The sequence below is a fragment of the Streptomyces sp. BF23-19 genome (genome assembly GCF_041106355.1).
GTDB classification, from domain to species: Bacteria; Actinomycetota; Actinomycetes; order Streptomycetales; family Streptomycetaceae; genus Streptomyces; species Streptomyces virginiae_A.
Genome location: NZ_JBGBPT010000001.1, coordinates 255,625 through 277,289 on the forward strand (window position 1 = coordinate 255,625; position 21,665 = coordinate 277,289).

The window sequence follows — 21,665 nt, forward strand, 5'->3', positions numbered from 1 at the left end:
GTGCCGGTCCCCCGGGACCGCGTTCCTACGGGGCCATCTCGTAGGTGCCGGACAGGGCCTCGACCCGCGCCCAGACGCGCGCCGCCCGCTCCTCGTCGACGACCGGACGCCGGACGACGCCCAGCGCCCAGTCCTGCTGGGCCGCCGTCGCGGAGTCCTTGCCGTACAGCTCGACCGCGTGGCCGGAGAAGTCGCGCACGAGGACGGAGAACAGCTCGTCGAGCACCGACCCGTCCAGGTCCGTCAGACGGGCCTGCTCCAGGATCAGCTGGCCGTAGACGACGAGCGCGAACAGCTGGCCCACCGAGAGGAGGAAGTCGAGGTCGCGGCTCTGCTCCTCGTCCGGGGCGACGGTGGCCACGAAGGTGCAGAGGGCGTCGGCCTGCTCGCGGAACCGGGCCACGTTCGGCACGTCGGCGTACGCGTCGTAGGCGGTCCGCCAGTCGTGGAACTGTACGGCGCCCAGCCCGCGGGCCGGGCCCTGCTGGAACAGGAAGGCGTCGTCGGCCGCGTCGAGCCGGGTCGGTACGGCCGGGTACTCGGCCGGGTTCAGCAGGTGGTTGCGCATGAACTTGAGGATCAGGGCGAGGTTGACGTGGACCGTGCCCTCCAGCTTGGGCAGTCCGCGGATCTCGATGGCCGCCTGCGCGAAGTAGTTGTCCTTCTCGAAGCCCTTGGCCGCGATGACGTCCCACATCAGGTCGATGACCTTCTCGCCCTCCGTGGTCACCTTCATCTTCGTCATCGGGTTGAACAGCAGGTAGCGGCGGTCGTCCGGGCCGGCGGAGCGGAAGTAGTCGACGGCGCGGTCGCTGAAGAGCTTCATCCCGACCAGGCGGACGTACGCGTCGGCCAGCTCCCGGCGCACGTGCGGGAAGGCGGTGACGGGGCGACCGTAGAGGACCCGGTTGTGCGCGTGGGTGACGGCCTCGTACATCGCGTGCTCGCAGATGCCGATGGAGGCGGTGCAGAGGTTGAACTTGCCGACGTTGACGGTGTTCAGGGCGGCGTCGAAGGCGGCCTTGCCGGTGTGCAGGACGTCCTCGGCGCGGACCGGGTAGTCGTCGAGGCGGAACTCGCTGACGTACTTGGAGGAGTCGACGACGTTCTTCACCAGGTGGTACGCCGGGTGGCGGCTGTCGGCGGCGAAGAAGACGTAGCCGTCGGGGCCCTCGATGTCGGTGCGGCGGCCGAAGACGGAGACGAGACCGGCGGCGTTGCCGTTGCCGATGTAGTACTTGGAGCCGCTCGCGAGGAATCCATCGGCACCGGCTTCGTCGACGTACGGCCGCAGCAGCATGTCGGTGGAGTAGATGTCGGCGCCGTGGGTCTTCTCGGACAGGCCGAAGGCGAACACCTCGCCCTCGGCGAGCAGCTGGGCGGCGCGGTCGCGGGCGTCGGCGTTGTCGCTCTGCCAGACCGGGCCGAGGCCGAGGATGGTGACCTGCCAGGCGTACCAGTAGTCGAGGCCGTAGAAGCCGAAGATCTCGTTCAGGGCGGCGATCCGTGCGGTGTCCCAGCGCTTGTCCGACTCCCCCTCGCCGGCGGCGGTGGCCGGGGTCAGGAAGGTCGCGAAGAGGCCCTCCTTCGCGGAGAAGGCGAGGAAGTCGGCGAGCCAGGCGCGGGAGCGGTAGTCCTCGATCAGCCGGCGCTTGCCACGGCTCTCGAACCAGTCGACGGTGGCGCGCAGCAGCCTGCGGGTCTCGGGGTCGAAGTGCGCCGGGTCGTACGTGTGCGGGTTGAAGAGCAGGGCGTCTGCCATGGGGGTTCACCTTCCGAGGGGTTGGAGGAGGGGCGGGGAGGGGGTCGAGCGCATGCGTGGGGGGGGGCGGAGCGGCGGGGTGCGGAGCGGCCGGCCGGCCGCGGCGCGAGGGTCCGGGCGACGTTCAGGCGGTGGCGGTCGGCGCCGTACCGCCGAGCCGGTGGAGGGTGGCGAGGACGTCGTCGAGCCAGGCGATCGTCATCCGCTCGAACGCGATGCCGCCGCGCAGCACGACGTGCTGGAGCTCCTGACCGGCGTCGAGCGGTGCGGGGGCCTGGGGCCCGGTGAAGTCGCGCCGCTCACCGGCGAGATAGCGGGCCAGTCGGTCGCTGTGCGCCCGGTGGTGCCGCTCGACCTCGTGGATCAGCGCGGCCGGATCGTCGAAGGCCGCGCCACGGATCTTGACGGCCAGGTCGTGGCGCAGGCTCTCGGGTTCGATCGGCTCGTGCAGCCACTCGGCGAGGGCGGCGCGGCCGGGGCCGGCGACGGAGTACTCCTTCTTGTCCGGTCGGCCCTGCTGCGGGACCTCCCGGGCGGCGAGCAGCCCGTTGCCCTCCATACGCCCCAGCACGCGGTAGATCTGCTGGTGGGTGGCGGTCCAGAAGTAGCCGATGGACCGGTCGAACCGGCGGGCCAGCTCATAGCCGGAGCCCGGCTTCTCCAGCAGGGAGACGAGGATCGCGTGGTCGAGCGCCATGCCCCGATCTTTCTATGCAACTCGTTGCATAGACAAGCGGCAGGGTTCAGGTGAGACGCGGCTCACCCGGCTGCCGCTCGACGCCGACCCGCCTTCCGGCCCGCCGCCCACCACCCTCAACTCGTCGCCCGTCGCCCCGCCCACCTACCCGCTCGGCCGCCCGCTCACTCGGCGCCGAGCCGCGCGCCCGTCCAGACGAGCGCCGGCGGGATCTCCCGGAGCCAGGTGTTGAAGCTGTGGCCGCCGCTGTCGAGGATGATCGACGACACGTGCGCGGGTGCCTTCACCTTGCGGACGAACTCCTGCGTCTCACCGTAGTTCGGCTCCCCCCGCAGGGAAGAGGTCACCAGGAACGAGGAGTTCCCCTGCGGCCGGTGGTCCAGGTGCCACAGCAGGTCGGATCGTTTCTCCTCGTCCTTGTTCCCCTTGAACAGATCACCCGAGTCCTTGTCGATCTCGGGCCGGTACTCCGCCGACAGGCCCACGCCGACCGTGTACGCCTCCGGGTGCTGCACCGCCATCTTCAGGGCGCAGTAGCCCCCGGTGGAGTCGCCGATGATGCCCCAGCTCCGCGGCGAGGTGCCCACGCGGTAGGTGCCGGAGACCGCCTTGACGACGTCCGCGCCGAAGAAGGCCTCGCTCTGCGGGCCCCCGGGGACGTCCACGCACTGGGTGTTGGGCGCGGCGATGGTGGGCCGCATCATCACCAGGATCATCGGTTGCATGCGCTTCTGCTTCGCCAGGCTCCACGCCAGCCGCGGGTAGTGCAGCTTCTTGATGAGGTTCTCGGCCATGCCCGGGTAGCCCGTGAGGACGACGGCCGCCGGGAACCTGCGCTGCTCGTCGCTCTTGTCGAAGTACTCCGGCGGCAGGTAGACGTACGCCTCGGCGGCGGCCCGGGACCGCTCGCCGTGGATCGTCACCTTCTCGATCACGCCACCCACCTGCGGGTTCCGGCCGCCGGGCACCTCCGGGGCCTGCCGGCCCAACACCTCCACGGCGGCGCCGCCCGGGGCGGCCGGGGCCTGGTCCTTCGTCCCGGCGAGATCGGCCCAGGAGTCGTAGAGGAGGAAGGTGCGGTTGGCCGCGGCACCGACCGAGGCGAGCACCATCAACTGCACGAGTACGAGCAGCCCGACCCGCCCCAGTACCCACCGGACGCCGGGCCGCGCCAGCCGGGGCCACAGCGCTACCGTGAGGGCGAACAGCAGCGCCGTGCACACCGCGACGCCCGCCATGAGCGTGCCACTCGTCAGACCCATGAATCAGCGAACCTTCTCCACCGTTCCGGTCCGGACGCTCGGGTCCGGAGCGCTACCGGCGGGTAGCGCACCAGACAAGAGGGGCGGATCGGCCCCCGCGTTCCCTCACGGAGGGCGCGGTATCGGGCGAGGGCGTGGTCCGGCACCCGGCGATGTTCGGGAACCCGGGAGCGGTGGTGGGCGTTGGTGCGACCATAGGAAGGTGATCAGCGGGATCCGACTTCCGATGACTTCGAGGGGAGCCGTTCATGAGCACGGCGAAAGACCTGTTCATCATCGCCATGGATCCGCCGCCGGACCGTTCCGTCGGGCAGGGTGACCTCTCGCTCGCCCTCGCCGGCGCCGAGCTGATCGATCTCCTCGACGCACAGGCCGCCGTTCTGGACGGCGACCGCATCGTGCCGAGCGGCCTGCCCGGACTGGACGACGAGCTCCTGGCCGAGGCCTCGTCGGCGCTCACCCGGCAGGCGCCGTACGAGCGGGTCGAGGACTGGCTGTGGCGCCGCGGCCGTGATCTCTCCTCCTCGTACCAGGCCGCCCTGGAGGAAGTCGGTCAGTTGACCCGGGGGCGGCGCGGTCTGCTGCCCTTCGGCACGGATCGCCTGGAAGTGGCCGATACGCCCGCTCACCGCCAGGCGCTGAGCCGCTGGGAGTCGGACGAGCCCGTCCTCGCCTCGCTCGCCGCGGCCGTGGGCGTGGGCGAACCGCGCTCCGACGACGATCCGGGCCCGGACGACGAAGCGGTGACGACCGTACTGGCCGTCGTCGGCGACGCCGTGATGGAACTGGAGGCCGTACGCCAGCGACGGTCCATCGAGAACGCGGCGTTCGCCAACGTGTGGCGCGTCCCGTGAGCCGTAGGGCGCCCGGTCGGCGCCCTCGGGATTCGGGACCAACGGGCGACCGTCGCCTCCTCGTTGCCTCTCGGTGAGTCCGGCCCCTGTCCGGCGCGGGGCCGTCAGCCGGCGTCGAGGACGAGATCGGCGCGGTGCCGGCCCAGGGCGACGAGGCGCGCGTTGAGCTCGTCCGAGCGGGCCACCCACGCGCGCGCGTACGCGGGGTCCTTGCCGTGCCGTACGTGACGCTCGATCAGCCGCTCCAGGCGCAGCTCCTCGGCCGGGGCGAGGTACCAGGCCTCGTCCAGCAGGGGGCGCACCGAGGCCCACTCCCCCGCGTCGTGCAGCAGATAGTTCCCCTCGGTGATCACCAGCGGTACGTCCGGGGGTACGGGGATGCTGCCCGCGATCGGCTCCTCCAGGGAACGGTCGAAGGCGGGCGCGTACACCGTGGGCCCGTGCGGCGCGCGCAGCCGGCGCAGCAGGGAGACGTAGCCCGCCGCGTCGAAGGTGTCCGGGGCGCCCTTGCGGTCGGCGCGCCCCAGCCGGTCCAGTTCGGCCTGGGCGAGGTGGAACCCGTCCATCGGGACCACGACGGCCCGCTCGGGCCCGAGCGCGTCCGCGAGTCGGGCGGCCAGTGTCGACTTGCCGGCGCCCGGGGGCCCGGCGATGCCCAGGACGCGCCGCTCGCCCGGGGTGGCCAGCGCCACCGCCCTTGCCACCGGTTCCGTCGTACTCATCCGCACATCCTGCCCGAGGGGTGCGGCCCGGCGCCCCTCCCCCGGCAGGGAGCGGGGCGCCGGGCCGCCCGGTCAGCAGCGGGGGCAGGCGTCGCGGATCACGCGCCAGGTGAAGGTGGTGGACGCGGTCGCACCGGTGGCGTCCTTGGCGGTGACGGTCACCGTACGGATGCCGCTGCCGCGCAGAAGGCCCGAGATCAGGCCGGTCGAGGAATTGATCGAGGCACCGACCGGCAGGTTGACCGCCGACCAGGTGTAGGGGGCCTTGCCGCCGGTGGCGGTCATGGGCAGGTACGCGGAGTCGTACTGAAGGGACACCTGGTTGCCCGGGTTGACCACGGACGGGGCGGCGGTGGCCACCGTGCGCGTCACCGCGGGGCCGGTCGAGCCGTGCGGCGCGGCGAAGGACGGACCGACCGACGCTGCCAGGACAGCCGCCAGGCCGACGGCCAGCGCCGCCGGTCTGCGCGGGATGCGGGTGCGGGTGCGTGTGCGGGTGCGTGTGCTCAACAGGACCTCCGAACTCGTCGGACGAGGGCGGCGTTTCCGGTACGGATCCCGGAGGCCGTCATCACCCGTTGCGGGTATGCGTGTTCGAGGTGCGTGGCGCGTCGGAATCATAGGCGGGCCCGGCCGTCCCGTCGATGGCGCCGAGGTCGACAGCCCGGGCCTACGATGTCCGCCATGTCCGGTACGGTCGCCGTCCCGCTCGCCCCACCGCCCCGCGCACGACTGCGCTCCGCCGTCCGCCTGGCCGTGTGCGCCGCCGTGCCCTGGTTCCTCTGTCTGTGGTGGGGCACGAGCACGGTTCCCGTGCCGGCCGCCCTGCCGGCCGTCCTGATCCTCCGTGACGACGTGTACGACGCCCCGCGACGGGGGTGGGAGCGGCTCGTGGGCGTCGTCGTCGGCGTGGCGCTGACCACGCTCGTGCTGCACTGGCTGCCGCCGCCCACGGCCTCCTCCGTGGCCTCGCTGTCGGCGGCCGCGTCGGTGTCCTTCCTCGCCGTACTGGCCTGCGGCTGCGCGGGCATGTACCTGATGTACCAGGGCGGCACCCCCAACCAGCAGGTCCTGGTCAGCGCACTGGTGATCTACGCGACCGCTCTCCCGGGCTATGCCCTGGCCCGCCTGGCGGAGAGCGCCGTCGGCATCGCCGCCGTGGTCCTGCTGGGCCCGCTGCTGTGGCCGCCGGACCCGTACCGGTCGGCCGCGACCGGACTCGGCACGTACCGGGGCGAGCTCGACGACCTCCTCGGCGCGGTCGCCGCCCGGCTCGGCGCCGGCGGACCGCCCACCGTCCCGGGGCTCCCCGAGGACGCGGAGCTGTGGCTGCGACCGCGGAGCGGCCTCGCGGCGTTCGAGCGGGCCGCTCGGCGCACCCGGCTCCCCCGGCTGTACCTGCGTACGCCGGCCCGGCCGCCGGACGGGCTGGAGGAGCGGCTGAGGCTCGCCGCCCGAACCGCCCTCACCCTCCAGTACTTCACCGAGGAGCTCCGGGAGCGCGCCCGAACCGACGGCCCCGCCCGGACCGACGGCCCCGCCCGGCCCCCCGGGACCGTGCCGGACCCCGCTCTGCGCGAACTCGCCCCGCTGGTACGGGCCACCGCCCGCGCGCTGGACGCCGCCCTGCGCGGCGCGGACTGCGCCGCGGACCTCGACCGGGCCCGCGAGCTGGACCTCGCCCACCGCGCGGCCCACCCCACCCGGCACGACGCCGTCCTGCGGGCGGGTCTGCACCTGACCCACGAGGCCGTCGCCGCGCACCTGTCGGCCCGCCTCTGAGCACCGTCCGGGGCACCGATAGGCTCGGGCACCGACCGGGGAGATGAAGGATCGATGACGTTGAACGAAGGCCGCCGGGTGAGGCTGGCCGAGGACCTCGCCCTGACCGGTTCGGTCACGGCGGCGGGGGAAGCCGTCGCCGGGTTCCTGGCCCTGGCATCGGGGACCGAGGGCACCGTCGAGCGGGTCGACGAGCACCAGCCGCGGAGCGGCGAGGACGTCCGTGAGTACGAACGCCTGAAGTCGCTCCTCGACTCCTTCGGCCATCAGATGCCCGAGGCCAGCAGGAAGCAGCTCGAGGAGAAGGTCGCCTCCCTGGAACCGGCGTGGACCGCCTTCCAGGAGGAGAAGGTCCGCGTGACGGTCCGCGTCCGCTTCGACAACGGGTTCGTCCTCGACGGCGCGCACGAGGAACTCTTCGACTCCGCCTGAGGCCGGCCCGCCGGAGCGGTCCCGGGCGATCCCGGCGGTCCGGGGCGGTGCGGGGCGGTACCGGGCCGTCTGGCACCCTCACCCGGCGCGCGTTTCACTGGAAGGTGCCCTACCAGCGCGCCCACGCAGGACCGCGCACCCGGGAGGTCCCGTGAACACGTACCTGCCACCCCGCTTCGACCCCGCCCGCGTCCCCCACCTGCTGGGGTCCTTCGCGCCCGTGTCCGAGGAGGTCGACGTCGCGGACCTGGAGGTCACGGGCGAGCTGCCGGACACCCTGGACGGCCTGTACGTGCGCAACGGCCCCAATCCGCGGTTCACGCCGATCGGCTCCTACCTGTACCCCATCGACGGCGACGGCATGCTGCACGGCGTGTGGATCTCCGGCGGGCGGGCCCGCTACCGCAACCGCTTCGTACGCACCCCCGCGCTGCTGGCCGAGGAGCGGGCCGGCCGGGCCCTGTGGGGCGGCGTCGAATCCATGATCATGCCGGATGCCGATCAGGTGGGACCGGAGCTCGCCGGCACCTTCCGGGACATGCCCGACATCAACGTGGTCCGGCACGCCGGCCGGCTGCTGGCCCTCGCCGAGTCGGCCTGTCCCTTCCGGGTCGACGCCGAACTGGCGACGCTCGGCCGCGAGGGCTTCGGCGGGGCCCTGCCCGCGGGCATCACCGCCCACCCCAAGATCGACCCGGTCACGGGCGAGATGGTCGTCTTCTGCTACGGCCTGGAGCCGCCCTACCTGACCTGGTCCGTGATCGACCGCCACGGCGCCGTCAGCCGCGGGCCCACCTCCGTCGACGGGGTGGACGAGCCGATGATGATCCACGACATGGCCCTGACCGGCCGCTACGCCGTCCTCGTCCTCGCCCCGGCCTTCTTCGACCTCGCCGCGGCCATGACGGGCGGCTCCTTCCTGGCCTGGCGCCCCGAGCGCGGCACCCGGGTGGCTCTGATCCCCCGCGACGGCGGACCGGTGCGCTGGGCGGCGGACGAGGCCTTCTGGACGTGGCACACCGTGAACGCGTACGACGACGGCCCGGGCGCGGACGCCCCGGTGGTCCTCGACTACGTGCAGTGGAGCAGGCTCACCGTCGGCGGCCCGGGGGAGGACACCGACCCGGTCAGCGGTGGCCTGGTACGGGCGCGCATCGACCCGGCCGCCGGCAGCATGGTCCGTACCCCGCTGGACGACTCCCGGGTGGAGTTCCCGCGGGTCGACGACCGGCGCATCGGCCGGCGCCACCGGTACGTCGCGCTGGCCACCGACACCGGGCGGACGGACCTGCTGCCGGGCGAGTACGACGCCGTGCGCTGGTACGACAACGAGACCGGCACCTCCCGCGTCTGGTCGGCCGGGAACCTCTCCGTCGGCGAGCCGGTCTTCGCCCCCGAGCCGGGCTCCGCGCCAGGCTCCGAGGAGGGTGGCCACTGGCTGACCTTCGCCACGGACCGCACGGACGGGTCGAGCTGGTTCCTGGTCGTCCCCGCAGAGGATCCCGCGTCGGGCCCGGTGGCCCGCGCCCGTATCCCCGTACGCGTGCCGCTCGGCCTGCACGGCTGCTGGCTGCCGACCGAGGAGTGAACCCGCCCGGCGCGCCCGCCCGGCGCGGCCGTGCCACGCTGTTGGTTGGCCTCGGGAGGAGACAGCCGCGACGAACGGAGCGCGCTGTGAGCAGACCGTTCCACCTCGCACCGATACGGCGCGGCCTGGCCGCCGCCTGCGCCGCCCTGCTGTTCGTCGCCCTCGCCTCGGGGACCGCGACCGGCGCGGACCCGACCCCGACACCGTCCACGGCCACGTCCCCGGCCGCGCCGTCCGCGACCGGCGACACGGGCCTCGGGGGCCTCGACCCGCGCATCACGGCGATCATGCGCAAGCCGGACTACCGCAACGCCCAGTGGGGCCTGCTGCAGACCGACCCGGACGACGGCCGCGTGGTGCACAGCCTCTTCCCCGAGCAGTTCTTCATCCCCGGATCCACCGCCAAACTGCTCAGCGTCTCGGGCCCGTGGCACACCCTCGGCGCCGACCACCGCTTCGTGACCCCGCTCTACGCGGTCGGCGAGCGCGACGGCGCGACGCTGACCGGCGACCTCGACCTCGTCGCCCAGGGCGACCTCACCATGGGCGGCCGGACGCGCCCCGACGGCACGGTCGCCTACACCGACCTCGACCACACCTACGCCAACGACTTCCCCGGCGCGACCCTCACCCCGGAGAACCCGCTCGCCGGGATCGACCAGCTCGCCCGGCAGGTGCGCGACGCCGGCATCACCCGCGTCGACGGGGACGTGATCGTCGACAGCCGGCTGTTCCTCCCCGACCCGGAGCTCGTCCCCACCCCGACGCCGCTGATCATCAACGACAACCTGATCGACCTCATGACCACCCCAGGGGACCGGCCCGGCGCGGCCGCCCGACTGAACTGGCGGCCCAAGGTCGCGCCCTACGAGGTCACCTCGGCGGTGAAGACCGTGGCGGCCGGGAAGCCGACCGCCATCACGGTGACGGCCACCGACGGCGGCACCCGGATCCGGCTGACCGGAACGATCGCGGCGGGCTCCGAACCGCTGCTGCGCACCTCCCCGATCGGCGACCCGGCCGGCTTTGGACGCGTCGCGCTGATCGAGGCCCTCGAACGCGCCGGGGTGCACGTCACCGCCGACCCGTCGGGCGCCAACCCGGTGGGGCGGCTGCCGAGCGACTACGACGGGCGGCCGCGGGTCGCGGCGTACACCTCCCCGCCCTACGCCCAGTACGCCAAGCTGATCCTCAAGGTCAGCCACAACCTGGGCGCCAATCTCGGCATCTGCCTCCTGGCCGTCACGGCGAAGAGCGATCAGTGTCCGGCCGGCTTCCCGGTGCTCGCCGACTTCCTCGACCAGGCCGGCGTGGACCGTGAGCAGGCGCAGCTCATGGACGGCCGGGGCGGCAACCCCGCCGACCGGGCCACCCCGCAGGTGCTGGTGCAGATGCTGGCGTACTGGCAGCGGACCCCGGACGCCCGGCTGTTCCGGGAGGCGCTGCCGATCCTCGGGGTCGACGGTCTGCTGGCCGAGAACTGCCGCGGCTGCCCGGCCCGGGGGAAGGTGTTCGCCAAGACCGGCGCGGCCGTCGGCGGTGACGCCCTCAACGACCGGCTGGCCGTCGGCGCGATCACCATCGCGGGCTACCTGGACAAGGGCGGCGGCCGCTTCGACACCTTCTACGCGGGCGTCAACGGCGCCTCCACACCGGGCGCCGACCCCACCGAGGTACTGACCATCGCCAACGACCTCGCGATGATCGCCGCCTACCTCCAGGAGTCGTCCGCGCCCTGACCGGTCGCCGCCGTGGCTCCAACTCACCTGCGGACAGCGGACGTTCCCGAACCAGGACCCTGCCCTATGCTGGGCCGATGTCGATCAAGCAGGTACAGGTCACCTTCGACTGCGCGGAACCCGAGCGCGTCGCCCGCTTCTGGCGCGCGGTGCTGGGGCACGAGGTGCCGCCGCCACCGGAGGGTTTCGCCACGTGGGACGATTTCGATCGCGCGCAGCCGCCCGGGTACCAGGGGCCTGCGTTCGCGTCCATCGATCCCTCGGACGGGGGCCCGCGCCTGTTCTTCCAGCGCGTTCCCGAAGGCAAGGTCGTCAAGAACCGGGTCCACCTGGACGTGCGGGTCGGTACGGGCCTCGTGGGTGCGGAGCGGCTGGCCGCGCTGGAGGCCGAATGCGCCCGGCTGGTCCCGCTCGGCGCGGTCCGCGGGCAACTGCTGCTCGCCGACGGGGTCGACGAGTCGTGCCTCGGGATGCAGGACGTCGAGGGCAACGAGTTCTGTCTCGACTGACGGAAGCCCAGGCCGACGCCGCCGGGGCCCCACCGAAAGGGGCCCCGGCCGGCGATCCGAAGGAAGCCTAGTGCTGTGGCCGGAAAGGTTTGCCGGGTCGCGGTGTCCGGTGCGGTGCATCGCAAGGCGGAGGGCCGCGGGCCGTACCGGACGTACTTCCGTGGTCCGACGACGCGGCGAGGTGCCGTACCGGGCGCCGTGACCCGGTGGACCTTTCGGTCACAACACTAGGCGAGGTCGAACCGGTCGAGGTTCATCACCTTGTCCCAGGCGGAGACGAAGTCACGGACGAACTTCTCTCCCGCGTCCTGCGACGCGTACACCTCCGAGAGCGCCCGGAGCTGGGCGTGCGAACCGAAGACGAGGTCCACCGCGGTCGCCGTCCACCGGACCTGGCCCGTGGCGTGGTCGCGGCCCTCGAACACGTTCTCCGCCGACTCCGACGCCTTCCACCGCGTGCCCATGTCGAGCAGGTTCACGAAGAAGTCGTTGGTCAGCGCCTCGGGCCGATCCGTGAACACCCCGTGCCGGGACTGCCGGAAGCCGGTGTTCATCGCCCGCATCCCGCCGACCAGCACCGTCATCTCGGGGGCGGTCAGGTTGAGCAGATTGGCGCGATCCAGCAGCAGCGTCTCCGGCGACAGCTTCTCGCCCGCCCGCAGATAGTTGCGGAAGCCGTCCGCCTTGGGTTCGAGGACGGCGAAGGACTCCACGTCCGTCTGCTCCTGCGAGGCGTCCGTACGGCCCGGCGCGAACGGCACCTCGATGTCGTACCCGGCGTTCCTCGCGCCCTGTTCGACGGCCGCGCAGCCGCCCAGCACGATCAGATCGGCGAGCGAGACCTTCTTCCCGCCGCTTTGGGCGCCGTCGAAGTCCCGCTGGATTCCCTCGAGGGTCCGGACCACCTCGGCCACCTCGGGCAGGTCGTTGGCCTCCCAGTCCTTCTGCGGCGCGAGCCGGATCCGGGCTCCGTTGGCCCCGCCCCGCATGTCCGTGCCGCGGAAGCTCGACGCCGCCGCCCACGCCGCCGTGACCAGCTGCGGGAGGGACAGCCCCGAGTCGAGGATCGTGCGCTTGAGAGCGGCGACGTCCTCGGGACCGACCAGCTCGTGATCGACCGCGGGTACGGGGTCCTGCCACAGCTGAGGTTCGGGCACCCACGGGCCGAGGTAGCGCGAGATCGGGCCCATGTCGCGGTGCAGCAGCTTGTACCAGGCCTTGGCGAACGCCTCGGCGAGCTTGTCCGGGTTCTCGTGGAAGCTCTTCGCGATCGGTGCGTAGACCGGGTCCATCCGCAGCGCGAGGTCCGTCGTCAGCATCATCGGCGCGTGCTTCTTCGCCGGGTCATGGGCGTCCGGCACCGTGCCCTGGGCCGCGGGGTCCTTGGGAGTCCACTGCTGCGCACCGGCCGGGCTCGTGGTCAGCTCCCACTCGTACCCGAACAGGTTGTCCAGGTATCCGTTGTCCCACTTCGTCGGTTGGGAGGTCCACGCGCCCTCCAGACCGCTGGTGAGCGAGTCGACGCCACTGCCGCTGCCGTAGGTGTTCTTCCAGCCGAGGCCCTGCTGCTCGATCGGGCAGCCTTCCGGCTCGGGTCCGATGTAGTCGGCGCCGACCGCCCCGTGGCACTTGCCGAAGGTGTGGCCGCCGATGATGAGGGCGGCCGTCTCCTCGTCGTTCATGGCCATGCGCGCGAACGTCTCGCGGATGTCGCGGGCGGCGGCGAGCGGGTTCGGGTCTCCGTTGGGGCCTTCCGGGTTCACATAGATCAGCCCCATCTGCACGGCGCCGAACGGGCCGGAGAGCTCCCGGTCGCCGCTGTAGCGCTCGTCCCCGAGCCACGTGTCCTCGGGACCCCAGAAAACCTCCTCGGGTTCCCAGATGTCCTCACGCCCGAAAGCGAATCCGAACGTCTTGAAACCCATGGATTCCATCGCGCAGTTACCGGCGAACACCAGCAGGTCGGCCCATGAGACCTTCCGACCGTATTTCTGCTTGACCGGCCAGAGCAGACGGCGGGCCTTGTCGAGGCTCGCATTGTCCGGCCAACTGTTGAGCGGGGCGAACCGCTGGGCACCGGCACCGCCGCCGCCCCGGCCGTCGGCGATGCGGTACGTTCCCGCGGAATGCCAGCTCATCCGGATGAAGAGCGGTCCGTAGTGGCCGTAGTCCGCGGGCCACCAGTCCTGCGAGGCCGTCATCGCCTCGAAGACGTCCCGCTTCAGGGCGTCGAGGTCCAGGGTCGCGAACTCTTTCGCGTAGTCGAAATCGTCGCCCATGGGATCGGCCAAGGGCGAATTCTGGTGCAGAACCTGAAGGTCCAGCTGGTTCGGCCACCAGTCCCGATTCGACCTGGGGCGAGTCGGCGCGGGGGTCGGGGCAGGGATTACTGGGTTCTCGCTGTCGCTGCCGGACACGTCCGTCCTTCTTCCTGTGTCGATGTTTCCATCTGCTGGCTGCTTGCGTCGGCGCGTCCGTATGGTCGCGCACCGAAGGGCCCGCCGCGGAGAGAACACGCAGGGCGTGGGCGGGTGGAAAACACACGGAATTCGAATCGAGGTCCCGGCCCGGCGGATCGGCTTCCCGCCGGGCCCGGTTCGATATCGCTAACGTTCTGTTGTCCCGCCGAACCGAAAAGGTGAGCCGATATGAGTGACCTGCTGGAGCGGCTTCGGGGGCGCGGCTGGCGGATGACGTCCCAGCGGCGCGTCGTGGCGGAGGTGCTCGACGGCGACCACGTGCACCTCACTGCCGACGAGGTGCACGCCCGCGCGGCGCTGCTGCTGCCCGAGATCGCCCGGGCGACGGTCTACAACACCCTGGGCGAGCTGGTCGCGATCGGTGAGGTGGCGGAGGTCTCCGTACAGGGCCGGGTCAAGCGCTTCGACCCCAACGCGCACCATCCGCACCAGCACTTGGTGTGCACGCGCTGCGGCACCATCCGCGACGTCCACGCGACGGGCCTGCCGGCCGACCTGCCGCCCGAGGAGCGGTTCGGCTTCACCGTGTCCGCGGTCGAGGTCACCTACCGCGGGCTGTGCCCCGCGTGCGCCGCCGGGGCGGGACGCACACGCTCGTGACCGTACTCATCCGGGGCCCGCGCCCCGGGCCCGGTACGCGCCGGGGGTGATGCCCTCCCACCGGGTGAACGCACGGACCAGGGCCGTCGCCCCGCTCAGGCCGACGAGCGGGCCGATCCGGTCGAGCGGCAGGTCCGTGGTCTCCAGCAGCCGGCGGGCCCGGCGATGCCGGGCGGCATCGAGGAGGGCCCGCCACGAGGTGCCCTCCTCCTGGAGGGCCCGGCGCAGGGTGCGGGGGCTGAGGTGGACACCCCGGCAGGCGTCGGCGGGGCCGGTGCCGTCGAGCGGCGCGTGGTCCAGCCACTGCCGGACGCGCTCCGCGAGCGTCACGGAGGTCGACAGCTCGCGCAGCAGCCGGTCGGCGTAGGCGCGGTGCAGGGCGCCGAGTTCCGGGTCGTGCGGGGCTCGCGGCAGGTCGAGGTCGCGGTTGGCGACGGTGAGCGCGTTCTCGGCGGCGTCGAAGGTCACGGGGCAGCCGAGGATCCGGGCGTACGGCTCGGCGGAGCCGGTACGGGCGTGCGTGAAGGACACCGACAGCGGCGCCCAGTCGTCCCCGGCGATCCAGCGGGCGGCCCGCACCATGCCGGTGACGACGGCCTCCACCTGCTGGGGACGCATGGTGGCCGGGTCGACGGTCGGCCGGTACCGGATCCGGGTGCCTTCGCCGCCGCGTGCCAGGGAGACCGTGCCGGCCTGGCTGACCAGCGGGTGGTAGCGGACGGCCGCCTCGGCGGCCTCCGCGAGACTCGCGCAGGTCAGCACCACGTGGCCGAGGACGTGGAGACTGCCCGGCTTGATCCCGTCCCCGACGCGGAGCCCCGCGTGCGGATCGCCGCCCCCGGCGCCGATCACCATGTCCCAGAGGGCACGCACCTGCGTGAAGGGCAGCCGGTCCCCGGGCGGGGCCCAGACGCCGGACCCGGCCGTGCCGTCGGCGCCGTCCCCGGTGGCGTTCAGGACGGCGCGCGCGTAGGACGCGGCGACGGTGGACGGCTCGAAGCCGGCCGGCGCGAAGCTGGGCATGGCGGTCAGTCAATGCCGGGGCGCGGCCCGTCGTCAACCGGAGGTGGGGCCCGGGAGTCAACGAGGTGGCCGCCAGGGTCGATGACCGGGCCCGGCGACGCGCCTAGGGTCGGGCTGCCCGTTGCGGCAGGCGGTCCGCCGCCCTGCCGGCCCGTGGTCCGTTCGCCGCGTGCGCACCCGAAGGAGCACCTTGTGATCGTCTTCCTGCTGCCCTCGTCCGGCTACGATCCGACCGAGGCGGCCGTGCCCTGGGCCGCGTTGCGGGACGCCGGGTACGACGTACGGTTCGCGACGCCCGACGGGCGGGTCGCGCTCGCCGACCGCCGGCTGACCGACATCGGCTTCTCCTGGCTCTCCCCGTGGCTGATGACCCGACGTGCCGAACTGGCCGCCTACCGGGAGCTGACCAAGGACCCCTGCTTCCGCGCCCCGCTGTCCTACACCGAGGTCGATCCGGCGCAGCTGACGGGGCTGTTCGTCCCCGGCGGGCACGCCCAGGGGATGCGGACGCTCCTGGAGGACACGGCCGCGCAGCGGTTGTTCGCGCGGGTCTTCCTGTTGGGGCTGCCGGTGGGCGCGGTGTGCCACGGTGTGCTGCTGGCCGCCCGGGCGAAGGACCCCACGACCGGCCGGTCGGTGCTCCACGGGCGAAGGACCACGGCCCTGACCTCGCTGCTGGAGCTGACCGCCTGGAACCTGACCCGGCTGTGGCTGGGCCGCTACTACCGGATCTACCCGGCGACCGTCCAGGCGGAGGTCACCGCCGCCCTCGCCGACCCGACCCATTTCCTGACCGGCCCGTCGCTGCCGGTCCGGGACACGGCGACGCGCCCCGACCGCGGTTTCACGGTGCGGGACGGCAACTACGTCTCCGCCCGCTGGCCGGGCGACTGCCACCGCCTCGCGGCGGACTACCTCGCGCTGGTCCGCTCGCACCGGGGCAGCCCCGCCCGGTCCACCACGGAGAGCGGCGCCTGACATGCCCTTCGCCGTCGGCCGGCCACCGGGTCGCTGACCGGTGTCCTAGGACTGCGCCCAGGTGTGCAGCAGGGCTTCTCGCGCGCGTGGCTCGGGTGTGCCCTCCGTGGCGTGCTCCCGGCCCCACTCCTCGAGGGTCAGCGGGTTCCTGCTTCCTCCCACGAAGCCGTCGAGCAGGTCCTGGGAGAGCCGTGACTCCTCGGCGGTGTAACCTCCGGCCGCGGCCGCGTGGACGGTCACCTCCTGCGTGCCCTCTTCCGTCTCCAGCCGAAGCCTCATCTCGGGCGGCCCCTCGCCGAGGTTCTCCGCTCCGATCGCGGCCGAGACCATGGACCCGAGGATCTTCGCCGCGCGGCCCACCGGGTTGTGCTTGGGCGCGTCCTCGACCACCGCGGAACGCAGCTCCGACCATGTCCACGTCCGGGGGCTGTCGGGGTCCGTGGCTTCCACGCCCTCGCCGGTCAGGCGCACGCCGATCCCGAGGGTGTTCGGCGGGGAGCCCACGTACACCGCGTCCGAGGTGACCCAGAACAGTCCGACCATGGCTGCCACGTGCCACTCCCTCGCTCTCGCCCCCCGGTACAACCCATCCATACCGCCCGCCGGGAACGGACGGCCGCCGACACACCGAATGCCCGGCGTGCCGGGCGTGCCGGGCGTGCCGGGCGTGCCGGGCGTGCCGGGCGTGCCGGGCGTGCCGGGCGTGCCGGGCGTGCCGGGCGCGGGCGTAATTCGATGGGATCCGATGGCCCGGTCTGCGAGCATCCTCGGATGGGTGCATGGGACGCGGTGGCCGGCAGGGTCGCCGACGGAGCCACCGTGGAGTTCCGGCCGACCGGTTCCTCGATGGTCCCGTTGATACGCAGTCGTCAGCGGGTGGTGGTCGCCCCGGTCGACCCGACGAAGCTGAAGACCGGGGACATCGTCCTGGCCCGTGTCGCCGGGACGGTGTACCTCCATCTGGTGTCGGCCGTGGACCCGGCGAGGAAGCGGGTCCAGATCAGCAACAACCGGGGCCGGGTGAACGGCTGGACCGGCCACGACCGGGTCTTCGGCATCTGCACGACGGTCGACGGGGTCCCCCGGGTGGGCGCCGCGGACAAGACGCGTGCGGCGTAAGGGCGCGTGGTGGCGCACCGCGTGAAGCTTTCGGTCACCATCCACCGGGCGCGGCTCGGCCCGGTGGAGTTCAAGGTCATCCGACCGGCCCGACCGCCGGTCCGCGCCGTACTCGTCGACCGTGACCGCTACTTGAACACGTTCCTCGACCAGGATGCCGCGCAACTGATCGGCGGCCTGTGGACGGTCGCCGCCTCGTCACCGCGCGAGCCGGCTGCCCGGCGTCACGATCGAGACCGACCTGCACTGCGCGTCGGGCTCGACCTCCACGGACCACGAGTTCCTCGGGGTCGCGGCGCAGACCGTCCTGGAGCCGGCGCCCCCCGGCCGCTGCGGTCACGCAAGTGAAGGCGTGGGAGGAGTACGGCTACAGCGCCAACCTCCGCCTCCGCGACTTCTCTTCGGACCGGACCCTGCCGGCCACCCACCACAACGGCGAGCCGCTGACCGTCGAACACGGCTTTCCGCTGCGCCTGGTCGTCCCGCACCTCTACGGCTACAAGGGGGCCCCAAGTGGCTGCGCGCGATCGAGTACATGACCGCCGACAGCTGCGGCTTCCGGAAGGAGCGCGGCTACCACGACATCGGCGACCCCTGGAAGGAGCAGCTCCAGTCCTACCAGGAGGAGTAGTCCGGGCCCCGGCGGCGTCCGTGAGCGCTGGCCGCCGGCCACAGGCCTCGGCCGCCGACTGTCGGCCGTTAGGGTGAAACCTGACCCTCCGTGAAGAAAGGCCCTGCGGCTCACTGTGACCGAATCACGCACGCACACCCTGTTCTCCTTCGGCACGCTGAGGGACGAGCGCGTCCAGACCGCTCTCTTCGGCAGAGCCGTCCCCACCTCCCCGGCATCGCTGGCCGGTTACACCACCCGGCCCCTGAAGATCACCGATCCGGCCGTGATCGCCGCCAGCGGGCTCGACGTGCACCTGATCCTGGAGCGCAGGCTCGGCGCCTCGGTCGAGGGCGCCCTCCTGCACCTCACCGACCAGGAGCTCGCCGCGGCCGACGCCTACGAGGTCGACGACTACACCCGCCGGCGGGTGGTCCTGTCCTCCGGGGCGACCACCTGGGCCTACCTGGACGCCAAGCCGCTGCGCCCGGCCGAGCGCATCGTCGTCGTGGGCGACAGCATCGCCTACGGGCGCTGCGACCCACGGGGCGGCTGGGCGGGCCACCTGGCGGCCGCCCACATCGCCGGGAACGAGGCCGAACGCCGGCTCTTCAACCTGGCGGTCCCCGGCAGCACCCTCGCCGACGTCGGCGAGCAGACGCCGGCGCTGCTGGCGGCTCGCCGGCCCGACACCCTCCTGGTCGCCGCCGGCATCAACGACTCGGCCGTACCGGCCGCCCGTACGGAGGCGGACGCGGGCTCAAACTCCGCCTCCGCCTCCGGCTCCGACGGGGCCGCCGATCTCGCGCGGCTCGCCGGCAGCCTCGACACCCTGGCCGCGACCGCTCTCGGCCACAACGCCCGGCTCGTCGTCGCCGGACCGTCCTGGCTAGACGAGGACCGGACCCGCGACTACGAGGGCCTGTGCTTCACCCGGGCCCGCGCACTGGCCCTGCGCGCCTTCGTCCGGGCCTGGTGCGAGGCGAACCACATCGACTTCCTCGATCTGTGGGAGCCGCTGCGGGAGCGGACCGAACTGCTCGTCGACGGCCTGCACCCCACCGCCGAAGGGCACCGGGCGCTCTACGAGCACCTCGACGCGCACGGCCGCTGACCACCTCACCGCCCGTGGTGATCTTGACGAAGCCGCTTGTAACCCCCGGGGGGCACCGCCCGTCACCTGCGCGCAACAGGGACTTCCTACGTTGGACCGCAACGGGACCGACCCGCACACGGCCGCGGCGGCCCGCAGCGGTACGGGGAGGCCGAAGGCACGAGGAGGTCTGCTGTGGCGGAGGCGGAGGCGAAGGCCGCGACCGGGCAGCGGGTGCGTACGGTCTGCTCGTACTGCGGTGTCGGCTGCGGGATCGTCGTGGACATCACCACGGGCGGCGACGGTCGCCGTACGGTGGCCAAGGTCGCCGGTGACAAGCGGCACCCGGCGAACGCCGGACGCCTGTGCACCAAGGGCGCCACGCACGCCGACATGCTGGCCGCGCCCGGCCGGCTGACCACCGCGCTGGTCCGCGCCGAGCGGGGCGCCGGTCCCGCGCCCGCCCCGGTGGAAGCGGCCGTCACCGAGGCGGCCGTGCGCCTGAGGGAGATCCTCGACGCGCACGGCCCCGACGCGCTGGCGCTCTACGTCTCCGGTCAGATGTCCCTGGAGGCCCAGTACCTGGCGAACAAGCTGGCCAAGGGCTTCCTGCGGACGAACCAGATCGAATCCAATTCCCGGCTCTGCATGGCGAGCGCCGGCACCGGCTACAAGCTCTCGCTCGGTGCCGACGGGCCGCCCGGCTCGTACGAGGACTTCGAGCGGGCGGACGCCTTCTTCGTCATCGGCGCCAACATGGCCGACTGCCACCCCATCCTCTTCCTGCGGATGATGGACCGGATCAAGGCCTCCGGCGCCAAACTCATCGTGGTCGATCCCCGGCGCAACGCCACCGCCGACAAGGCCGACCTGTTCCTGCAGATCAGGCCGGGCACCGACCTGGCCCTCCTCAACGGCCTGCTGCACCTCCTGGTCGAGGGCGGCCGGACCGACCCCGCCTTCATCGCGGAGCACACCGAGGGCTGGCAGGACATGCCCGCCTTCCTGGAGGACTACGCGCCCGACCGGGTGGCCCGGATCACCGGCATACCGGAGGCCGACATCCGGCTGGCGGCCCGCTGGATCGGCGAGGCGGGCGAGTGGATGAGCTGCTGGACCATGGGCCTCAACCAGTCCACCCACGGCACCTGGAACACGAACGCCCTGGTCAACCTGCACCTCGCCACCGGCGCCATCTGCCGCCCGGGCAGCGGCCCCTTCTCCCTCACCGGGCAGCCCAACGCGATGGGCGGCCGGGAGATGGGGTACATGGGGCCGGGGCTGCCCGGCCAGCGCTCGGTCCTGGTGGATGCGGACCGCCGCTACGTCGAGGAGCTGTGGGGCGTGCCGGCGGGCAGCCTGCGCACCGACGTCGGCCGCGGCACCGTCGAGATGTTCGAGAAGATGGCCGCCGGTGAGATCAAGGCGTGCTGGATCATCTGCACCAACCCGGTCGCCTCCGTCGCCAACCGCAGCACCGTGATCAAGGCCCTGGAGACCGCCGAACTCGTCATCACGCAGGACGTGTTCGCGGAGACCGAGACCAACGCCTACGCCGACATCGCGCTCCCCGCGACACTGTGGGCCGAGGCGGACGGCGTGATGATCAACTCGGAGCGCAACCTCACCCTGGTGCAGGGGGCCGCCGACCCGCCCGGTGAGGCCCTGCCCGACTGGCAGCTGATCGCCCGGGTCGCCTGCGCGATGGGGTTCGCCGAGGCGTTCACGTACACGTGCGCCGAGGAGGTCTTCGAGGAACTCCGGCAGGCCTGGAACCCGAAGACGGGCTGGGACCTGCGCGGGGTCACGTACGAGCGGCTGCGCTCGGGCCCGGTGCAGTGGCCGGCCGCCCCGGGCGGGCCGGACCGCAACCCGGTCCGCTACCTCAACGACGGGGTCAGCCAGACCCTGGCCGAGCACCCGGACGGCGATCGCCCCCGGCTCGTCTTCCCGACGGCGACGGGACGCGCCGTCTTCTTCGCCCGCCCGCACCTGCCGGACGGCGAACTCCCCGACGAAGACTATCCGTTCGTGCTCAACACCGGCCGTCTGCAGCACCAGTGGCACACCCTGACCAAGACCGGAAAGGTCGCCAAGCTGGGCAAACTCAATCCCGGACCGTTCGTGGAGATCCACCCGCAGGACGCGGCCGCGCTCGGCATCGAGGAGGGGGACGGGGTGGAGGTGGCCTCCCGGCGCGGGCGGGCCGTGCTGCCGGCCGTCGTCACCGACCGGGTCCGGCCCGGGAACTGCTTCGCCCCCTTCCACTGGAACGACCTGTTCGGCGAGTACCTCAGCGTCAACGCCGTCACCGACGACGCCGTCGACCCGATCTCCTTCCAGCCCGGATTCAAGATGTGCGCGGTGACCTTGACCAAGACCCGGGCCCCGCTCCCCGTGGCGGCCTCGACCGCC

19 protein-coding genes and 1 pseudogene are annotated in these 21,665 nt (G+C 72.6%); 12 read left to right on the forward strand and 8 right to left on the reverse strand.

The annotated features are described in order from the left end of the window. Positions 1-25 precede the first annotated feature (25 nt). The 3 genes from AB8A24_RS01165 to AB8A24_RS01175 form a co-directional block, all read right to left on the reverse strand. Positions 26-1,762, reverse strand: coding sequence for an acyl-CoA dehydrogenase family protein (locus AB8A24_RS01165; RefSeq protein WP_328960223.1), 1,737 nt, complete (start codon positions 1,760-1,762; stop codon positions 26-28). Positions 1,763-1,886: 124 nt separating this feature from the next. Continuing rightward, positions 1,887-2,459 carry a PadR family transcriptional regulator gene (locus AB8A24_RS01170; RefSeq protein ID WP_328960224.1) on the reverse strand — a complete coding sequence of 191 codons (573 nt, stop codon included), beginning with the start codon at positions 2,457-2,459 and terminating at the stop codon, positions 1,887-1,889. Between the two features lie 164 nt (positions 2,460-2,623). Then, positions 2,624-3,721: an alpha/beta hydrolase-fold protein gene (locus AB8A24_RS01175; RefSeq protein WP_328960225.1), complete on the reverse strand. Its 1,098-nt coding sequence runs from the start codon at positions 3,719-3,721 to the stop codon at positions 2,624-2,626. A gap of 248 nt (positions 3,722-3,969) precedes the next feature. On the opposite strand from AB8A24_RS01175, the gene AB8A24_RS01180 reads away from it, so the two are divergent. Continuing rightward, a complete protein-coding gene (locus tag AB8A24_RS01180) occupies positions 3,970-4,575 on the forward strand; it encodes a GPP34 family phosphoprotein (RefSeq protein ID WP_328960226.1) in 606 nt (201 codons plus the stop codon). Positions 4,576-4,679: 104 nt separating this feature from the next. Here the strand turns inward: AB8A24_RS01180 and AB8A24_RS01185 are convergent, their stop codons facing one another. Both AB8A24_RS01185 and AB8A24_RS01190 read right to left on the reverse strand, forming a co-directional pair. Beyond that, complete coding sequence (locus AB8A24_RS01185; RefSeq protein WP_369474283.1) at positions 4,680-5,297, reverse strand: nucleoside/nucleotide kinase family protein; 618 nt, start codon at positions 5,295-5,297, stop codon at positions 4,680-4,682. Positions 5,298-5,369: 72 nt separating this feature from the next. Next, a complete protein-coding gene (locus AB8A24_RS01190) occupies positions 5,370-5,807 on the reverse strand; it encodes an Ig domain-containing protein (RefSeq protein ID WP_369474285.1) in 438 nt (145 codons plus the stop codon). Positions 5,808-5,981: 174 nt separating this feature from the next. Between AB8A24_RS01190 and AB8A24_RS01195 the strand changes: the two genes are divergently transcribed. The 5 genes from AB8A24_RS01195 (at position 5,982) to AB8A24_RS01215 (ending at position 11,347) form a co-directional block, all read left to right on the forward strand. Then, positions 5,982-7,079 (forward strand): hypothetical protein, encoded by a 1,098-nt coding sequence (locus tag AB8A24_RS01195; protein WP_369474286.1) that lies wholly within the window; start codon positions 5,982-5,984, stop codon positions 7,077-7,079. 54 nt (positions 7,080-7,133) lie between these two features. After that, entirely contained in the window at positions 7,134-7,511 is a 378-nt protein-coding gene (locus AB8A24_RS01200) for a hypothetical protein (RefSeq protein ID WP_369474288.1), read from the forward strand. A 151-nt stretch (positions 7,512-7,662) separates the two neighbouring features. Then, the gene (locus tag AB8A24_RS01205) at positions 7,663-9,099 is read left to right on the forward strand and encodes a carotenoid oxygenase family protein (RefSeq protein WP_328960231.1); all 1,437 of its coding nucleotides are present in this window, start codon (positions 7,663-7,665) and stop codon (positions 9,097-9,099) included. An 86-nt stretch (positions 9,100-9,185) separates the two neighbouring features. Then, the gene (dacB, locus tag AB8A24_RS01210; protein ID WP_369474290.1) at positions 9,186-10,838 is read left to right on the forward strand and encodes a D-alanyl-D-alanine carboxypeptidase/D-alanyl-D-alanine-endopeptidase; all 1,653 of its coding nucleotides are present in this window, start codon (positions 9,186-9,188) and stop codon (positions 10,836-10,838) included. A gap of 77 nt (positions 10,839-10,915) precedes the next feature. Beyond that, positions 10,916-11,347, forward strand: coding sequence for a VOC family protein (locus tag AB8A24_RS01215; RefSeq protein ID WP_328960233.1), 432 nt, complete (start codon positions 10,916-10,918; stop codon positions 11,345-11,347). A 227-nt stretch (positions 11,348-11,574) separates the two neighbouring features. On the opposite strand, the gene katG is transcribed toward AB8A24_RS01215, so the two are convergent. Further along, on the reverse strand, positions 11,575-13,764 hold the full coding sequence (gene katG, locus AB8A24_RS01220) for a catalase/peroxidase HPI (protein WP_369474293.1): 2,190 nt from the start codon (positions 13,762-13,764) through the stop codon (positions 11,575-11,577). A 231-nt stretch (positions 13,765-13,995) separates the two neighbouring features. On the opposite strand from katG, the gene AB8A24_RS01225 reads away from it, so the two are divergent. Continuing rightward, complete coding sequence (locus tag AB8A24_RS01225) at positions 13,996-14,427, forward strand: Fur family transcriptional regulator (RefSeq protein ID WP_266480293.1); 432 nt, start codon at positions 13,996-13,998, stop codon at positions 14,425-14,427. Positions 14,428-14,433: 6 nt separating this feature from the next. On the opposite strand, the gene AB8A24_RS01230 is transcribed toward AB8A24_RS01225, so the two are convergent. Further along, on the reverse strand, positions 14,434-15,450 hold the full coding sequence (locus AB8A24_RS01230) for an AraC family transcriptional regulator (RefSeq protein ID WP_369474295.1): 1,017 nt from the start codon (positions 15,448-15,450) through the stop codon (positions 14,434-14,436). 192 nt (positions 15,451-15,642) lie between these two features. Between AB8A24_RS01230 and AB8A24_RS01235 the strand changes: the two genes are divergently transcribed. Further along, the gene (locus AB8A24_RS01235) at positions 15,643-16,428 is read left to right on the forward strand and encodes a type 1 glutamine amidotransferase domain-containing protein (protein ID WP_369474297.1); all 786 of its coding nucleotides are present in this window, start codon (positions 15,643-15,645) and stop codon (positions 16,426-16,428) included. A gap of 45 nt (positions 16,429-16,473) precedes the next feature. Here AB8A24_RS01235 and AB8A24_RS01240 read toward each other — a convergent pair whose 3' ends face one another. Continuing rightward, positions 16,474-16,980, reverse strand: a complete 507-nt coding sequence (locus AB8A24_RS01240; RefSeq protein WP_328960237.1) for a hypothetical protein — start codon at positions 16,978-16,980, stop codon at positions 16,474-16,476. 219 nt (positions 16,981-17,199) lie between these two features. Here AB8A24_RS01240 and AB8A24_RS01245 point away from each other — a divergent pair, with 219 nt between their 5' ends. From AB8A24_RS01245 to AB8A24_RS01260, 4 genes and pseudogenes are all read left to right on the forward strand, one after another. Continuing rightward, on the forward strand, positions 17,200-17,547 hold the full coding sequence (locus AB8A24_RS01245) for a S26 family signal peptidase (protein WP_328960238.1): 348 nt from the start codon (positions 17,200-17,202) through the stop codon (positions 17,545-17,547). Positions 17,548-17,755: 208 nt separating this feature from the next. Then, a pseudogene (locus AB8A24_RS01250) lies at positions 17,756-18,178 on the forward strand (molybdopterin-dependent oxidoreductase); the annotation flags it as partial. 115 nt (positions 18,179-18,293) lie between these two features. Further along, positions 18,294-19,271 carry a GDSL-type esterase/lipase family protein gene (locus AB8A24_RS01255; RefSeq protein WP_369474299.1) on the forward strand — a complete coding sequence of 326 codons (978 nt, stop codon included), beginning with the start codon at positions 18,294-18,296 and terminating at the stop codon, positions 19,269-19,271. Positions 19,272-19,445: 174 nt separating this feature from the next. Continuing rightward, the coding region (locus tag AB8A24_RS01260) for a molybdopterin oxidoreductase family protein (RefSeq protein ID WP_369474301.1) at positions 19,446-21,665 on the forward strand (2,220 nt) is incomplete at its 3' end.